This is a genomic window from Sphingobium amiense (assembly GCF_003967075.1).
Lineage (GTDB): Bacteria > Pseudomonadota > Alphaproteobacteria > Sphingomonadales > Sphingomonadaceae > Sphingobium > Sphingobium amiense.
Genome location: NZ_AP018664.1, coordinates 1,089,173 through 1,104,738 on the forward strand (window position 1 = coordinate 1,089,173; position 15,566 = coordinate 1,104,738).

Annotated in this window: 14 protein-coding genes; 13 read left to right on the forward strand and 1 reads right to left on the reverse strand. The window is 62.5% G+C overall.

What is annotated here, in order from left to right; genetic code table 11:
• Nucleotides 1–337: 337 nt before the first annotated feature.
• On the forward strand, nucleotides 338–2,350 hold the full coding sequence (gene rlxS, locus SAMIE_RS05120; protein WP_066699750.1) for a relaxase/mobilization nuclease RlxS: 2,013 nt from the start codon (nucleotides 338–340) through the stop codon (nucleotides 2,348–2,350).
• Between the two features lie 185 nt (nucleotides 2,351–2,535).
• On the opposite strand, the gene SAMIE_RS24100 is transcribed toward rlxS, so the two are convergent.
• Entirely contained in the window at nucleotides 2,536–2,655 is a 120-nt protein-coding gene (locus SAMIE_RS24100; RefSeq protein ID WP_369691256.1) for a CopG family ribbon-helix-helix protein, read from the reverse strand.
• Nucleotides 2,656–2,936: 281 nt separating this feature from the next.
• Between SAMIE_RS24100 and SAMIE_RS05130 the strand changes: the two genes are divergently transcribed.
• The 12 genes from SAMIE_RS05130 to SAMIE_RS05185 all read left to right on the forward strand — a co-directional run bounded on the left by SAMIE_RS05130 (nucleotide 2,937) and on the right by SAMIE_RS05185 (nucleotide 15,565).
• On the forward strand, nucleotides 2,937–3,857 hold the full coding sequence (locus SAMIE_RS05130; RefSeq protein WP_066699748.1) for a HEPN domain-containing protein: 921 nt from the start codon (nucleotides 2,937–2,939) through the stop codon (nucleotides 3,855–3,857).
• A gap of 145 nt (nucleotides 3,858–4,002) precedes the next feature.
• Entirely contained in the window at nucleotides 4,003–6,024 is a 2,022-nt protein-coding gene (locus tag SAMIE_RS05135; RefSeq protein ID WP_066699746.1) for a conjugal transfer protein TraG, read from the forward strand.
• Nucleotides 6,021–6,437: a CopG family transcriptional regulator gene (locus SAMIE_RS05140; protein WP_066699744.1), complete on the forward strand. Its 417-nt coding sequence runs from the start codon at nucleotides 6,021–6,023 to the stop codon at nucleotides 6,435–6,437. Before SAMIE_RS05135 ends, SAMIE_RS05140 begins: the two co-directional genes overlap by 4 nt.
• A gap of 62 nt (nucleotides 6,438–6,499) precedes the next feature.
• Nucleotides 6,500–7,456: a P-type conjugative transfer ATPase TrbB gene (gene trbB / locus SAMIE_RS05145; RefSeq protein WP_066699792.1), complete on the forward strand. Its 957-nt coding sequence runs from the start codon at nucleotides 6,500–6,502 to the stop codon at nucleotides 7,454–7,456.
• 56 nt (nucleotides 7,457–7,512) lie between these two features.
• Nucleotides 7,513–7,800, forward strand: a complete 288-nt coding sequence (locus SAMIE_RS05150) for a TrbC/VirB2 family protein (protein WP_013041095.1) — start codon at nucleotides 7,513–7,515, stop codon at nucleotides 7,798–7,800.
• Complete coding sequence (locus tag SAMIE_RS05155; RefSeq protein WP_066699742.1) at nucleotides 7,797–8,057, forward strand: VirB3 family type IV secretion system protein; 261 nt, start codon at nucleotides 7,797–7,799, stop codon at nucleotides 8,055–8,057. The genes SAMIE_RS05150 and SAMIE_RS05155 overlap by 4 nt, the downstream gene beginning before the upstream one ends.
• Complete coding sequence (gene trbE / locus SAMIE_RS05160; RefSeq protein WP_066699740.1) at nucleotides 8,051–10,501, forward strand: conjugal transfer protein TrbE; 2,451 nt, start codon at nucleotides 8,051–8,053, stop codon at nucleotides 10,499–10,501. Before SAMIE_RS05155 ends, trbE begins: the two co-directional genes overlap by 7 nt.
• 1 nt (nucleotide 10,502) lies before the next feature.
• A complete protein-coding gene (gene trbJ, locus SAMIE_RS05165; protein WP_066699738.1) occupies nucleotides 10,503–11,252 on the forward strand; it encodes a P-type conjugative transfer protein TrbJ in 750 nt (249 codons plus the stop codon).
• 126 nt (nucleotides 11,253–11,378) lie between these two features.
• Complete coding sequence (trbL, locus tag SAMIE_RS05170; protein ID WP_066699736.1) at nucleotides 11,379–12,674, forward strand: P-type conjugative transfer protein TrbL; 1,296 nt, start codon at nucleotides 11,379–11,381, stop codon at nucleotides 12,672–12,674.
• Nucleotide 12,675: 1 nt separating this feature from the next.
• Nucleotides 12,676–13,452, forward strand: a complete 777-nt coding sequence (trbF, locus tag SAMIE_RS05175) for a conjugal transfer protein TrbF (protein WP_066699734.1) — start codon at nucleotides 12,676–12,678, stop codon at nucleotides 13,450–13,452.
• Nucleotides 13,449–14,306 carry a P-type conjugative transfer protein TrbG gene (gene trbG / locus SAMIE_RS05180; protein WP_066699732.1) on the forward strand — a complete coding sequence of 286 codons (858 nt, stop codon included), beginning with the start codon at nucleotides 13,449–13,451 and terminating at the stop codon, nucleotides 14,304–14,306. Before trbF ends, trbG begins: the two co-directional genes overlap by 4 nt.
• A complete protein-coding gene (locus tag SAMIE_RS05185; RefSeq protein ID WP_066699730.1) occupies nucleotides 14,303–15,565 on the forward strand; it encodes a TrbI/VirB10 family protein in 1,263 nt (420 codons plus the stop codon). The genes trbG and SAMIE_RS05185 overlap by 4 nt, the downstream gene beginning before the upstream one ends.
• Nucleotide 15,566 lies beyond the last annotated feature (1 nt).

The window sequence follows — 15,566 nt, forward strand, 5'->3', positions numbered from 1 at the left end:
CGGGCTTTCCTTTCGTTCGCGGCAGGACCGGATGGATGTCTTTTCCGGTGCGTGATGGCGGCGATGTACAGGATCGATGGGATGAAGGGCAGGCGGTCGAAGAGGGCCCAATGCGGAGGGAGTCGCGTAAGGCAAGATAAAGGTGCCGGCACCAGGGGTCGGCTAACCTCTTGTCTGCACATCATTTTTTATGGTGCCATATTCCGGCATGAGCACTTGTCCAGTGCCATCTCCTGCTGAAAAGCGCGGATTTCCGGGCCTTCTGGCGGCACCGCTTCCCATGGCGCGGAAGATGCCGCACTCTGAGGGCGAGAGGGGCCAGAGCAGGAACCATGCAATGGCCGATGATGAGGATTTGACGCCCCGGCTTGGACGGCAGCGCGCGTCGGGCGGGCCGAAGGCGCGGCGTTATGCCGGCAGGGTGGTTGCAGCCGCCAATCTGGCGCGCGGCGCCGGGCCTGGACGAAAGGGGCGAGCCGGTTTTTCCGGCCATCGCTATGGGCGCGGCGCCGGCATCGGCCGGCTGCTTAGCGTTGGGACAAGCAACGCGCTTGTCCGGCGCCGGCGTGTCATCGTCAAGGCGCGGCTCGTGAAGCTGGGTGGCAAGGGCGGGAACCAGGCGGTTGCCCATCTGCGCTATCTGCAGCGGGACGGGACCAACCGGGCAGGCGAACGCAGCGTGCTGTACGGTCCCGGGAAGGATCATGCCGACGGCAAGGCCTTTCTGGAGAAGGGCAATGGAGACAGGCATCAGTTCCGGTTCATCGTCGCGCCAGAGGATGGCGATCGATATGAGGATCTCAAACCCCTTGTCCGCCGTCTCATGATGCAGATGGAAGAGGATCTCGGCACGCGGCTCGAATGGGTCGCGGTCGATCATTATAATACGGGCCATCCGCACAGCCATATCCTGCTCCGGGGCGTCGATCAGAATGGCGACAATCTTGTCATTGCGCGCGACTATATCAGCAGGGGATTGCGCGAGCGTGCGGCGGAGTTCGTCGAACTCGACCTTGGCCCCAGAAGCGATCGCGAGATTCTCGTCTCGCGCCGCGCGGAAATCACGCAGGACAGGTTCACGCCGATCGACCGTTCGCTGCTCCGCATCGCCGATGACCATATCGTCAAACCCGTTGCCCGCGATCCCCTCGAACATGACTTGCAGGCGTGCAGGCTTGGGCATCTCGCGCGTATGGGGCTGGCCGAGCCTCTGCCCACCGGCCGCTATCGGCTTGACCCAGATCTCGAATCCGTCCTCCGCACCATGGGTGAACGGGGAGACATCATCCGCACGATGCAGCGCGAATTTTCGCGGCTACGGCTGGAGCGGTCAAGCGCCGACCAGCTTATCTATGATCCGGGCGAGGCAGGCGCCTCGCCGCTCATCGGGCGCATACTCATGCGCGGGCTTGCCGACGAACTGGAGGACCGTCATTTTCTGCTGATCGACGGCATCGACGGACGCACCTATTATGTGCCGATCGGCAAGGGCGAAACCGGCGATTTGCTTCCACCATCGCACGTCGAGGGGGAGGGTCCTCAGCAAGGCCCCGCCGTTGTCGCCATCAGGCCGAGGGAAGCAGCCGTCCGCGAGGTCGATCGGACGATCGCCGCCGTCGCGGCTGGCAATGGCGGACGCTATGATGGCGAAGCGCATCGACGCCATGACCCGGGCGCGCGTTCGGACTATGTCGAGGCGCATGTCCGCAGGCTCGAGGCGCTTGCGCGTGCCGGGGATATTGCCGGGCGTTCGGGCGACGGGAGTTGGGTCATCGCCCCCGACCATCTCGGTCGCGTGGCGGCGTTCGAGCGTCGGCAACTCACAGCCCAGCCCCTCTTGATCGAGATGCTCTCGCCCGTGGGTGTCGCGGACCTGGCGACCGCCCATGCGGCGACCTGGCTCGATCGCACGCTGGTCGATGGTGATCCTCCCCAGTTGCGCAATGCAGGCTTTGGTCGTGACATGACGGATGCCCTGGCGCGTCGGCGGCAATGGCTGGTGGAGGAGGGACTGGTCGAGCGGGGCGAAGGCGAAATCCGCTATCGCAAGGATCTGCTTGCAGTCCTGCGGCGACGTGAGCTTTTGCGCGTGGCGGGCCAGTTGTCGCACGAACTGGCCTTGCCCTTTGCCGAGACTGTCGAGGGCGAGAAGCTCGAGGGCATATACAGGCGCCGCGTCGACCTCATTTCCGGGCGCTTTGCGGTACTCGAACGGTCGCGGGATTTTGTGCTCGTGCCCTGGCGGCCAGTGCTGGAGCGGCGCGTCGGGCAAAGCGTGTCGGGCCTGATGCGCGAAGATGGCGTGAGCTGGTCCTTCGGGCGGGGTCGAGGCGGGCCGACGATCAGTTGACCTTAGGAAGACCGTCGTCAGTTACGTGGAGACTGCCGCTCGCGATACGACACGCGAGGATGCATCAGGTGCGACCGGCCCTAGGCGCTCATGCGGGCGCAAAGGAACCGACGACGCCTTGCTGATCCACTGAATCTTTACGCGGTGGGCGAGGGCCGCGGGCTGTCGGTCGCAAGGCTGTCAGCTCAGGCCTGAATATTCTGATGATCGATCACCCGGCCCGCGTCTACATCTGCCAAGGCTTCAAGCGTCATCTTGTGCCGATCTTCCTCCTGGTCGATCCATGCCGCCAGAGCCTGCTTCATGATCCATCGTCGCGAACGTTCAATGCGAACAACCGGGGCGTCGATCTTACGGCCGTCCCACCGGCACATCGGCTGTCAAGACCCCGGTTCCTGTTGCCATCTTCATCACTCCCAATCGTCATGAAAGTTGTTCAAAAGGCTCTTGGCTTGGCAAGCAAACGCAACAGCCGTGGCCGGGAAGCGCTGCTCTTGTCCCTGTGCCATGATTGTGTACGCTTCGCTTCTCCAGGACAAGTTCATAGGTGCTTGCCAAGGAAAGGAAATCCCGCGAGAATCCGGACATGAAAACGGATCTTGATCACCTGCCGGATGTTCAGCGCGGCGAGTTGGCGCGGGTCCAGAAAATTCTCCTTGGCGAATTTGCCGAGGCGACCTCTCGCGCAAGCCAGTCCTGGAAGCGCAATGGGCGGATCCTGAAGATCGTTCTCTTCGGGAGTTATTCGCGCACGGATTGGGTCGATGAACCTGAAAATGGCTATCAGTCCGATTTCGATCTGCTGATCATCGTCAGCCATGCCGATCTCACTGACATCGCTGATTATTGGTATATCGCCGAGGACAAGATCCTGCACGATGACGCTGTGCGCCGCCCCGTCAACATCATCGTCCATACGCTCGATGAAGTGAATCAGGGACTGCGGAAGGGTGAATATTTCTGGGTCGATATCGCTCGTGAAGGAATCGTGCTCTACGAATTGCCGGGGTCGAGTTTGGTAGCGCCGCAGCCGCTTACGTCTCGCGATGCTTTCGAGATGGCGGGTAAATATTATTGGGAACAGATCAAATCACTCGATAACTGGATCGATCTGGCTGAATATGCTGTATCGAAATCGCAAGGTGACATTGATTGGAAGCGCAAAGCGGCCTTTAACTTTCATCAAGCGGCTGAAACAGCATACGCTTGCTTCCTACTCGTCCGAACACTGTATTTCCCTCGGTCCCACAGTATCAAGTTTCTCCGATCCCTTGCCGAAGATATTGAGACGCGTCTGATCTCTGCTTGGCCACGGGGCACAAGGGCAGAGCGTCGCCTGTTCGAACTGTTGAAGCGCGCCTATGTCGAGGCGCGATACTCGGCTGCGTACGACATTAACGCCGAGGATCTGGAGGCGATTGCCCGGTCCGTCCGAATGTTGCGGGATGCCGTCGAAATATCCGCATGCGAGAGAATCGAACAGCTTCGGGTGGATGCCGGGGCATGATCGATCGGGCGATGATCGTGTGGACCCGTAAATGGCGACCCAATTGAGCCGATCTGGGCCGATTTGCACCATGTCCTTCTGAAAAGCTTTCGCGGATTCTTGAACCCGCTCGAACCGGTCCAGTCCGGCGGGCGGGAGCAAAACCGTGACCCCGACCAAATTGTTGATCGGCCAGATACTCATTGTCCTGGCCATCGTCCTTGCAGGCGTGTGGGCCGCTACCCAGTGGGCGGCGATCATGCTCGCCTATCAGCCCCAGCTGGGGCCCTCCTGGTTCATGCTCGGCGATATTCCGGTCTATCGCCCCTGGTCGCTTTTCGCCTGGTGGTATCATTTCGACGCTTATGCGCCGATCGTCTTCGACAAGGCGGGCGCGCTGGCTGCGGCCAGCGGGTTTGTTGGTTGCGCCGCCGCGATCTGCGGCTCGCTATGGCGCGCGCGCCAATCCCGGCAGGTGACGACCTATGGCTCTGCGCGTTGGGCGAGCCACAGGGATGTGCGGCGGGCGGGACTGTATCGGCCGGCCGGTGTCATGCTCGGCCGCCATGGCGACCATTATCTGCGTCATGAGGGGCCTGAGCATGTCATGGCCTTTGCGCCCACGCGTTCGGGCAAGGGCGTTGGCCTGGTCGTGCCGACCCTGTTGTCCTGGACCGGGTCCGCGGTCATTCACGACATCAAGGGGGAGAACTGGACCCTGACGGCAGGCTGGCGCGCCCGTTTCTCGCATTGCCTGCTGTTCAATCCGACGGATGCACGCTCTGCCCGCTACAATCCCCTGCTTGAGGTTCGCCGCGGCGCGGACGAGGTCCGGGACGTCCAGAATATCGCCGATATCCTTGTCGATCCCGAGGGCGCGCTGACAACCCGGAACCACTGGGAAAAAACCAGCCATTCCCTGCTGGTCGGCGCCATTCTCCATATTCTCTATGCCGAGGAGGAAAAGACGCTCGCCCATGTGGCGACCTTTCTTTCCGATCCCCGCCGGAGCTTTGCAGCAACGCTCCATCTCATGATGACCGCCAACCATCTCGGGACGAAGGAGCATCGGCAGGTCCATCCCGTCGTCGCCTCCGCCGCCCGGGAATTGCTGAACAAGAGCGAGAATGAACGATCGGGCGTGCTTTCGACCGCCATGTCCTTCCTTGGCCTCTATCGCGATCCCACTGTCGCGCAAGTGACGTCGCGCTGCGACTGGCGGATCGCCGATCTCATGGAGGGCACGCAGCCCTGTTCGCTTTATCTGGTGGTGCCGCCGTCCGACATCAGCCGTACCAAGCCGCTGATCCGGCTGATCCTGAACCAGATCGGGCGGCGCCTTACCGAACGGCTCGACCAGCAGGCCGGGACGACACGCCGGCACCAGCTCCTCATGATGCTGGATGAGTTCCCCGCGCTTGGCCGACTGGATTTCTTCGAAACGAGCCTTGCCTTCATGGCCGGCTACGGCATCCGGGCCTTCCTGATCGCGCAAAGCCTCAACCAGATCGAGAAGGCCTATGGCGAACACAACGCCATTCTCGACAATTGCCACGTTCGCATTGCTTTTGCGACCAATGACGATCGGACGGCGAAGCGTATATCCGATGCGCTGGGGACGGCGACCGAACAACGCGCCATGCGTAACTATGCGGGGCACCGGCTGGCGCCCTGGCTGGCCCATGTCATGGTCAGCCGCCAGGAAACCGCGCGCCAGCTTCTGACACCCGGCGAAGTCATGCAGCTTTCGGCCGACGAGGAACTGGTCCTCGTCGCCGGCATGGCGCCCATCCGCGCGAAGAAGCTGCGCTATTATGGCGACCCTAATTTCGCCGCTCGTGTCGGAGCGCCGCCGCTGCTCAACGACAGGGCCTATTCCGACATTCCCCCGTCCCGGAAGGATGATTGGAGCGCGCCTGCCGAGCCGGGAGGCAAATTGGCTGCCGCCGCTGACACCGGGCAGGCGGCCGACGAAGGCGGGCGCGAGCAGCATCGGCACCCGGCGCTTGAAAATGAGGTCCGGCCGGACAGGCAGGATTCCGAACCGGAGGTGGATCGCTCCATCGTCGAGGATGAGGATGTCGTTTCCGACAAGCGCGCCATGGAGCAGGCGCAGCGCATGGCGCCGGTCATTCGCGGCCACGCCATCGATGTCGCGTCAACCCATGAAAAGGCGCTGGGGCTATGAAGCGCGCGCCCAAGATCCGCCAGAATCTCTATATCGACCGCGAGATCGGCGATGCGCTCGATGCCATGGCTACCGGCCATGCAGGGAATAAAAGCCGATTGGTCAACGATGCGTTGCGGACATGGCTGCGCCATCGCGGCGCGAGTGAGGCGGAAGCGGCGCTGCGCATGCGCCTCAATGAACTGTCGAAGGAACTGGCAGCTGCCCGCCGCGACATCGACATTATGGTCGAAAGCCTCGCTTTGTTCATCCGCTACCAGCTTATGGTGACGCCCCCGCTCGGGGAGAATGACGAGGTTGGACGGGCTCAGGGCCGCCAGCGCTTCGAGGCGTTCATCAGCCAGGTTGGCCGCCAGCTTGCAACCGGCAAGCGGACGATCGCGGCCCCATCGGCCGAAGGAGGCGAGGAGTGACCCGGCACGAAACATTCACCGCGACGACGCACGATGAAACGGCAGCCGGACGGCGCAAGGCCATGCTGCACAGCGCGATGGGACCGGCGATCGCTGCGGCGCTTGACGATCCCCGCGTCATCGAGATCATGGTCAATCCCGATGGCGCCCTGCGGCTCGACCTGCTGGGTGAAGGACGTGTCGATACCGATATTGTCCTTGGGCCCAGCGAAGTCGAACGGATCATCCGCCTGGTCGCCTCGCATGTGCGCACGGAGGTTCATGCCGACGCACCCATATTATCAGCGGAACTGCCGCCGCAGGCCGAAGGAAGGGTCGGCGAGCGCTTTGAGGCGATCCTGCCGCCGGTCGCGGTCGGCCCCTGCTTCGCGATCCGCAAGCCGGCATCCCGGCCCTACAGCATGGACGATTATGTCAGAGATGGCATCATCAACCATACCGCTGCGGCGCTTTTGCGTCGCGCGGTGCATGAGCGGTGGAACATCCTTGTCGCCGGCGGCACTAGTTCAGGAAAGACGACCCTCGCCAATGCCCTGCTGGGTGAGATTGGGGCGAGTGAGGAACGGCTGATCCTGATCGAAGACACGCGCGAATTGCAAAGCCCCTCGGTCGATACCGTGGCGCTGCGCACGCGGGCGGGCATCGTCACCATGACTGACCTGGTGCGTTCCACGCTCCGATTGCGGCCCGATCGGATCATCGTGGGTGAGGTGAGGGGACCCGAAGCCCTCGACATGCTCAAGGCCTGGAATACGGGTCATCCCGGGGGGATTGCGACGGTTCACGCCAATGGTTCCGCCGCTGCGCTCAACCGTATCGAAAGCCTGGTGCAGGAGGCCGTGGCGACGGTTCCGCGCGCCCTCATCGCAGAAGCCATCGACCTCATCGTTTTTCTGTCCGGTCGTGGCGCATCGCGGCGCGTCACCAGCCTCGCGCGCGTCGATGGTCTCGACCCGCAGGGTGGCTACCGGCTCATCGAACTCCTCGTCCCTCCAACCCCCACAGGATTAGCTTTATGACCAGAATATCATTCTCTCGACCATCCATCCTTCGCGGCGCCGGGTCCGTCGCCCTCATGCTCGCCGCTGGTCTTGCCATGGCTTCGGCCGCCGCGCATGCCGCCGGATCCGGCATGCCCTGGGAACAGCCGCTCGAACAGGTGCTGGAATCGGTGCAGGGACCGGTGGCGAAGATCGTCGCCGTGATCATCATCATTACGACCGGCCTCACGCTTGCCTTTGGCGAGACCTCGGGTGGATTTCGCCGCCTGATCCAGATCGTATTCGGCCTTTCCATCGCTTTTGCCGCATCGTCCTTCTTCCTTTCCTTCTTCAGCTTCGGCGGCGGGGCGCTCGTGGCATGAGCGCGATCAAGGGCTTCGAGGTCCCCATCCATGCGAGCCTTGCCTCGCCCATCTTGCTGGGCGGGGCGCCCCGGGGCCTGTCGATCCTTAATGGCACCCTGGCCGCTGCGATCGGCCTTGGCCTTCAGATATGGCTGGTCGGGATTGCGGCATGGGCGATCGGGCACAGCATCGCGGTCATAGCGACCCGCCGCGATCCTGATTTTGCGCCCGTCCTGCTTCGCCATCTCCGCCAGAAGGGATATTGGGCATGCTGAACCTGTCTGAATATCGCTCCCGCGCCGACCGCATTGCCGACCATCTGCCTTGGGCCGCGCTCGTCGCGCCCGGCGTGGTCCTTAACAAGGATGGCAGTTTCCAGCGCACATTCCGCTTCCGTGGGCCAGACCTTGAGAGCGCAACGGAAGCGGAACTGGTCGCCACCTGCGCGCGCGCGAATAATGTTTTGAAAAGGCTCGGTTCGGGCTGGGCGATTTTCTTCGAGGCCCACCGACGGGAAGCGCAGGGTTATCCCGATGGCGTTTTCGTCGATCCTGCTTCCTGGCTCGTGGATCAGGAACGGCGTGCGCAATTCGCGTCTCACGAGCAGCATTTCGAAAGCGTATATCATGCAACCCTCCTGTGGCTGCCGCCTGCTGACAGCAGCGATGCGGCTGGACGGCATCTTGTCGAGCGCGAAGGGAAGGTCAGGCAGCGTGATTGGCGTCAGGCGCTCGGCGGCTTCATTGCCGAGACAGCGCGGATCATCGATCTGTTCAGTTCTTTCATGCCTGAAATTCAGCCGCTGGATGATGTCGCAACCCTGACCTTTCTCCATGCGGCCGTGTCGGACCGGGATAATGGCGTGCATGTTCCCGAGACACCCTTCTATCTCGACGGCCTGCTGGCGGACACGCCGCTTGTCGGCGGTCTCGAACCCCGCCTCGGTGGGCAGCACATCCGTACGCTGACGCTGCTCGGCTTCCCCAATATGAGCAGGCCAGGCCTGCTCGACGCTCTCAATCACCAGGATTTCGGCTATCGCTGGGCTACGCGCTACATCGTGCTCGATAAGAGCGACGCCACCCGCGCGCTGACAAAGCTCCGGCGGCAATGGTTCAACAAGCGCAAATCGGTCGCGGCGCTGCTGCGCGAGATAATGTACAATCAGCCAGCCCAGCTGCTTGACAGCGACGCAGACAACAAGGTGATCGACGCGGACCTCGCTCTGCAGGCGCTCGGCGGCGATCATGTCGCCTTCGGATATCTGACCACCACGATCACGGTGATGGATCGCGATACCGCCGCTGTCGACGCGAAGGTCCGTGCCGTCGAGCGGGTTGTGAACGGTCTTGGCTTCACCTGTATCCGCGAAACCGTCAATGCGGTCGAGGCCTGGTTGTCGGGCCTGCCCGGGCAGGTCTATGCCAATGTGAGACAGCCGCTGGTGCACAGCCTCAATCTTGCCCATCTGATGCCGCTTTCCGCCGTCTGGGCCGGACCTCATGGCAATCGCCACCTCGCCGGGTCGCCGCTTTTCCAGGCAAAGACCAGCGGATCGACACCATTTCGCCTGTCGACCCATGTCGGCGACGTTGGGCATATGATGGTGGTGGGGCCAACCGGCGCGGGAAAATCGGTTCTCCTTTCCTTCATCGCTTTGCAGTTCCGCCGCTATGCCGGTGCCCGCGTCATCATGTTCGACATGGGCCGCTCGGCGCGCGCGGCGGTGCTTGCCATGGGTGGAAGCCATCATGCGCTGGGTGCCGGTGATGGGGAAGGCGATCTGCTTTCCTTCCAGCCGTTGTGCGACATCGACAGGGAAAGCGAGCGCGGCTGGGCGGCCGAATGGCTGGGCGGCATTTTCGCGCAGGAACGGGTGCTGCTGACCCCCGAGATCAAGGACGCGCTCTGGTCGGCGCTCTCCAGCCTGGCAACGGCCCCTGTCGAACAACGGACGCTGACCGGCCTGTCGCTTCTTCTCCAGTCCAATGCCCTTCGGCTGGCGCTCGCGCCCTATATGCTGGATGGCAGCCATGGCGGATATCTGGACGCCGCGGAGGAGCGCCTCGCGCAGCGCGATGTCCAATGTTTCGAAACCGAGGCGCTGATGGGGCGCAAGGGTCTGGCCGCTCCGGTCCTGACCTATCTGTTCCATCGGATCGAGCAACGCTTTGATGGCCGGCCGACACTGATGATTCTGGACGAGGCCTGGAGCCTGTTTGACGATCCGCTCTTCGCCGCGCGCATCCGGGAATGGCTGAAGACCCTCCGGAAAAAGAATGTGGCGGTGCTGTTCGCGACACAGAGCCTGGCCGATATCAGCGAGAGCAGCATCGCGCCCGCCATCATCGAAAGCTGTCCGCAGCGCATCCTGCTTCCCAATGATCGGGCGGTCGAACCGCAATCGCGGGCAGCCTATGAGCGTTTCGGCCTCAATACGCGCCAGATCGAGCTCATCAGCCGCGCAACGCCGAAGCGGCATTATTATCTCCAGTCCCAACGCGGCAACCGTCTGTTCGAACTGGATCTGGGACGGGTGGCCCTCGCTCTATGCGGTGCGTCTGACCCCGACAGCCAGAGCCGGATCGATGCGATCATCACGGAGCATGGGCTGGACGACTTCGCGGGCCATTTCCTGCGCGGCTGCGGCCTCCCGGCAGCAGCGGACGATCTTGAGCTTTTCCCATCCCCTGCTTCCTTCCAGTCCAAGGAGAAATGAGATGAAAGCGCGCATTCCGCTCCGCAAATATCTGGTGGCTTCTGTCCTCGCATTGGGCGGCGCCGGTGCGATCGGCGGTGGTCTGCTCCTCCAGAGCCGGCCCGCTTATGCCATGCCCGTATTCGACAGCGCCAATTATGCGCAGAACCTGCTGACCGCTGCCCGAACGCTCCAGCAGATCAACCAGCAGATCCAGTCGCTCCAGAATGAAGCGTCGATGCTGACCAACATGGCGAAGAATCTGAGCCGCATCAGCTTTCCCGAACTCACCGAGCTGACGAATAAATTGCGCGCCGTCGATCAGTTGATGGCGGCCGCCCAGGGCATCGACTTTCGGATCGACACGCTCGACAGCCAGTTCAAGCGGTTGTTTCCCGACAATTACGACGCTGCGATGCGCAGCGACGAACGCCTGGCAGCGGCGCGGGAACGTTTCAACGCTGCCAAGGATGCGTATCAACAGTCCATGCGCATCCAGTCGCAGGTGGTGGGCAACGTCGCCCAGGACGCTGACGCCATCGAAACGCTTGTAGGGAAAAGCCAGGGCGCCGAGGGCGCATTGCAGGCGGCCCAGGCGACCAACCAGTTGCTGGCATTGGCCACCAAGCAGCAGCTTCAGATCCAGAATATGATGGCCGCGCATTTCCGCGCGCAGGCGGTCGAAGAGGCGCGCCGGATCCAGGCGGAAGCCGATGCGCGGGCGGCGACCAGGCACTTTCTTGGGTCCGGCACCGCCTATAACCGGAATTGAGATGAGGCAGCGCCGGTCCCGCCGCTCCCCCACGGCCGGACGCTGCCTCGTCGCGGAGCCTCGCTCATCAATGGCCCCTCTCGCAGCGGGGCTCCGCGACACCAAAGTCCATGAGGACCCTGTCTCATGAATGATCTCAATGTCATCGACCAATTTCTCGCGGCCTTCATCGCTTATATCGACAGCGGCTTCGGCCTGCTCGGCGGTGATGTGCGGTTCTTGACGGCCACGCTGATCGGCATCGACATGACCCTCGCAGGGCTTTTCTGGGCGATGGGCGGCGAGCATGATGTGATCGGGCGGTTCCTGAAGAAAATCCTCTTCGTTGGCGCCTTTGCCTTCATCATCAACAGCTTCTCCTCTCTTTCCGAAATCATCTTCCGTTCCTTTGCCGCGGCCGGGCTGACGGCGGGTGGGGGCAGCATCTCGGCGGAGGATCTGCTGAAGCCCGGAAGGTTGGCCGGAGCCGGTTTCGAGGCGGCGTGGCCGCTGCTCGATCAGGCGTCCGATCTGATGGGGTTCACCAGCTTTTTCGACAATTTTCTGACGATCGCCATTTTGCTGTTCGCCTGGGTGATCGTCATTCTGGCCTTCTTCATCCTTGCCGTGCAGATGTTCGTCACCGTGATCGAGTTCAAGCTCGTGTCGCTGGCGGGTTTCATTCTCGTTCCCTTCGCGCTCTGGAACCGCACGAGCTTCCTCGCTGAACGCGTGCTGGGTCATGTCGTGAGTTCCGGCATCAAGGTCATGGTGCTGGGCGTGATTGTCGGGATCGGCTCCAGCTTCTTTTCGCAGATGGTAGATGCCCTCAAGGGGCAGGAACCCGACATCGGCGCCGCCATGAGCCTGGTGCTGGCGGCGCTGGCCCTTTTCGGCCTTGGCATCTTTGCGCCTGCCATGGCGTCGGGCCTTGCCGCCGGAGCGCCGCAATTGGGAGCGGGCGCCGCCGTTGGCAGCGTGGCTGGTGCCGCCGGGGTCACGGTTCTGGGCGGTGCCGCCGCGATCGGTGGCGGCCGAGCGCTTGCCGGTGGCGCACTATCCGCGATCCGGGCCGGCACCATGATGGGGACGGCGGCGCAGGCAGCCTACAAGCTAGGCCAGGAGACTTCCGGCTCGTCGGGCATGGCTGCCGGCCTGAGTGGTGTCGCCACGGCAGCCGGACATGCTGTCCGCAACAAGGCTGTAAGCAGCCTGGGTATCGCCGACGCCGCCGAGCGTGGACGGGAGGCGGCCTGGTCGGCGCTGGGCACGGGCAGTGCAAAATCAGCCGGAGCAAAGCAGGGCGATGTACCGGACTGGGCGCAAGCGATGCAACGTCGGCAGGACGGGCGCGATCACCGTCACCTTGCCGCGCAGACATTGAAGGAAGGTGATCGCGGCGGCGCATCGGTCACCCCCGATATTCATGAAAAGGACGACTGAGATGATCTTTCGACGAGCAGTCCAGCGTTATGGCCAGACTCCCGCGCCCGAAACGCCGTACCAGCGAGCGGGCCAGCTCTGGGACGAGCGGATCGGAAGCGCGCGCGTGCAGGCGCGGAACTGGCGATTGATGGCTTTCGGTACGTTGGCCTTGTCGAGCGCAATGGCATCGGGCCTGGTCTGGCAATCGCTGCAAAGCCGCGTTGTGCCCTATGTTGTAGAGGTGGATCGACTGGGTGAGGCGAGGGCGGTGTCGCAGGCCGAGGCGGATTATCAGCCGACCGATCCGCAAATCGCCTATCAGCTGGCGCGCTTCATAGAGAATGTACGCGGCGTGTCGCTCGATCCTGTGCTGATGCGCCGGAACTGGTTGCAGGCTTATGATTTTGCCAGCGAACGGGGCGCCATTTTCCTGGGGGAATATGCGCGGGCGCGGCAACCCTTCGCCCGGATCGGTGAACAGACGGCGTCGGTGCAGGTGACGAGCGTCCTGCGCGCGTCGCACAGATCCTTTCAGGTGAAATGGACCGAAACAGAATATGAGCGGGGAAGCCAGGCGGGCTCGTCGCGTTGGACGGCAATATTGACCACCGTCACCAAGGTTCCACGAACCGCCGATGACCTCCGCCGCAATCCGCTCGGCGTCTATGTCGATGCGATCGACTGGAGCCGGGAGATCGAGGATGACGCCTCTCAGGCGCGACCGGCCCGATCCCGGACAGCGGTGGCAACAGCCATTTCCACTCAATCGGCGAACATGATGGAGACGCAGCCATGACCCGTATATCATCCACGTCGATTGTCATGCTGACCATGATTGCATCGCCCGCCATCGCCGATGGGAGCAATATGCCTGCGCGCGCGCATGATCGTGGCCCGGCAAATGTCGAGCTCGCCAATCGTAATGCCACGCTGGCGCCCAAAGCCGATGCGTTCCTGAATGCAGTGCAGGTCTATCCTTATTCGGCTGGGACGATCTACAAGCTGATCACCGCGCCCGAACGCATAACGGACATCGCGCTTGAGCAGGGGGAAACGCTCGTCTCCGTCGCGAGCGGCGATACCGTTCGCTGGGTCATAGGCGATACCTCTAGCGGCAATGGAGCGACCAAACGGACTCATATATTGGTCAAGCCCAGTCTGACGGGCCTGTCCACCAATTTGCTCATCACCACCAATCGCCGTGCCTACCATCTCGCGTTGATCAGCACCGGACGGACTGCGCTCACGGGTATTTCGTGGAGCTATCCCGAAGATGCCTTGCTGGCTCTGCGGCGCGCAAATGACGCGGCCCGTGCCGCCGAACCTATCGCGGCCGGAATTCAGGTCGAGCAGCTGCATTTCAATTATGCAATTTCGGGCGATGCCCCGGCGTGGCGCCCGCTCCGTGCTTTTGATGATGGTCGGCAGACTTACATCGAGTTTCCGGTGACGATTGCCGTTGGCGATGCGCCGCCGCTATTTCTGGTCGCTGGCAAGGGGGAGGCACAGCTCGTCAATTATCGGCTCAGGGATCGCTTCTATATCGTCGACCGGATCTTTGACCAGGCTGAGCTGCGTTTTGGCGCCGGGAAGCAGCAGGTCGTGAGGATCACACGGACGGCCACGACTCGTCGGCGGAGGGCATCATGAACGGATCGGAGACGCAGGCCGAAAGCCCACAGAGTGGCGAACTGCCGGGAAACACCACCGTTCCCCCTTTATCGAAAGCAGTCCGGTCAAAGGAAAATCCGGCAACGCTGCAAATGCGGGCTCAGCCCGTGAGAGCGTTGAGATTCAGGCGCAATATTCTGGTGGGCGGTGTTGCCCTCTTCTCCGTTTCCATCGCGGCCACGTTGTGGTGGGCGCTGGCGCCGCATCGGCCCGTGACTATCAGCATGCCGGCGAATGAGGCCGATGCTTCCCGCCTGCCAGCGGATCAGTTGGCGGGATTGCCCAAAAGCTATGATGCGGTGCCCCAGTTGGGACCGCCGCTGCCCGGCGACCTGGGACGCCCGATCCTGAAGCGGCAACAGGAAGGGCATGACCTGATTGGCGCTCGACCGGATGACGCTGATGCCCGAGCAGCGGCGGCCGCCCGCGAGAAAGCCGCGGCCGATCTGCAAGCGGCCCGAGAGTCTTCACTGGTCGCGATTGCCGCGCAAAAGCGTGAAACAGCAGCCAGCGCCGAAATGGCGTCGGCGACGCAGGTTGCGCCGACGGCAAACGTGCCGGAGGGGGCGGCCCCCGATAAGGATCTCGATCCAAACGGGCAGGAGAGGAAGCAGCGTTTCATGATGTCGTCCCAGGGGGAAAGCGACATCAATTCGCATAGGCTGGAGCCGCCCATGTCATCGAACATATTGTCAGCTGGGAGCGTGATTGCGGCAAGTTTGATCACTGGTCTGCGATCGGACCTCCCCGGCCTTGTGACCGCTCAGGTCTCGGAACATGTTTACGACAGTCCGAGCGGCCATACCTTGCTCATTCCGCAGGGAGCGCGGCTGATCGGCCGCTATGATAGTGCCATCAGCTATGGGCAGAACCGCGCCTTGGTCATCTGGCAGCGCATTATCATGCCCGACGGCAGTTCGATCCGGCTGGACAATGCACCGGCGACCGACGCATCCGGCTATGCGGGGCTAGTGGACAAGGTCGACTATCATGGTTTGCGATTGCTGCAGGGGGTGGCGATATCGACCTTGCTGGGTGTTGGCGCCAATCTCTCCATTTCCGGTGAGAGCGATCTGGTGCGGGCTGTCCGCGAGGCGGCCCAGCAGAATGTGTCCCGGGCGGGCGATCAGCTCACCTCGCGCAATCTTCAGGTGCAGCCGACGATCATCATCCGTCCGGGAACGCCGGTGCGATTGCTTGTTCATCGCGATCTCGTCCTTCCTCCCTGGAAAGAATAGG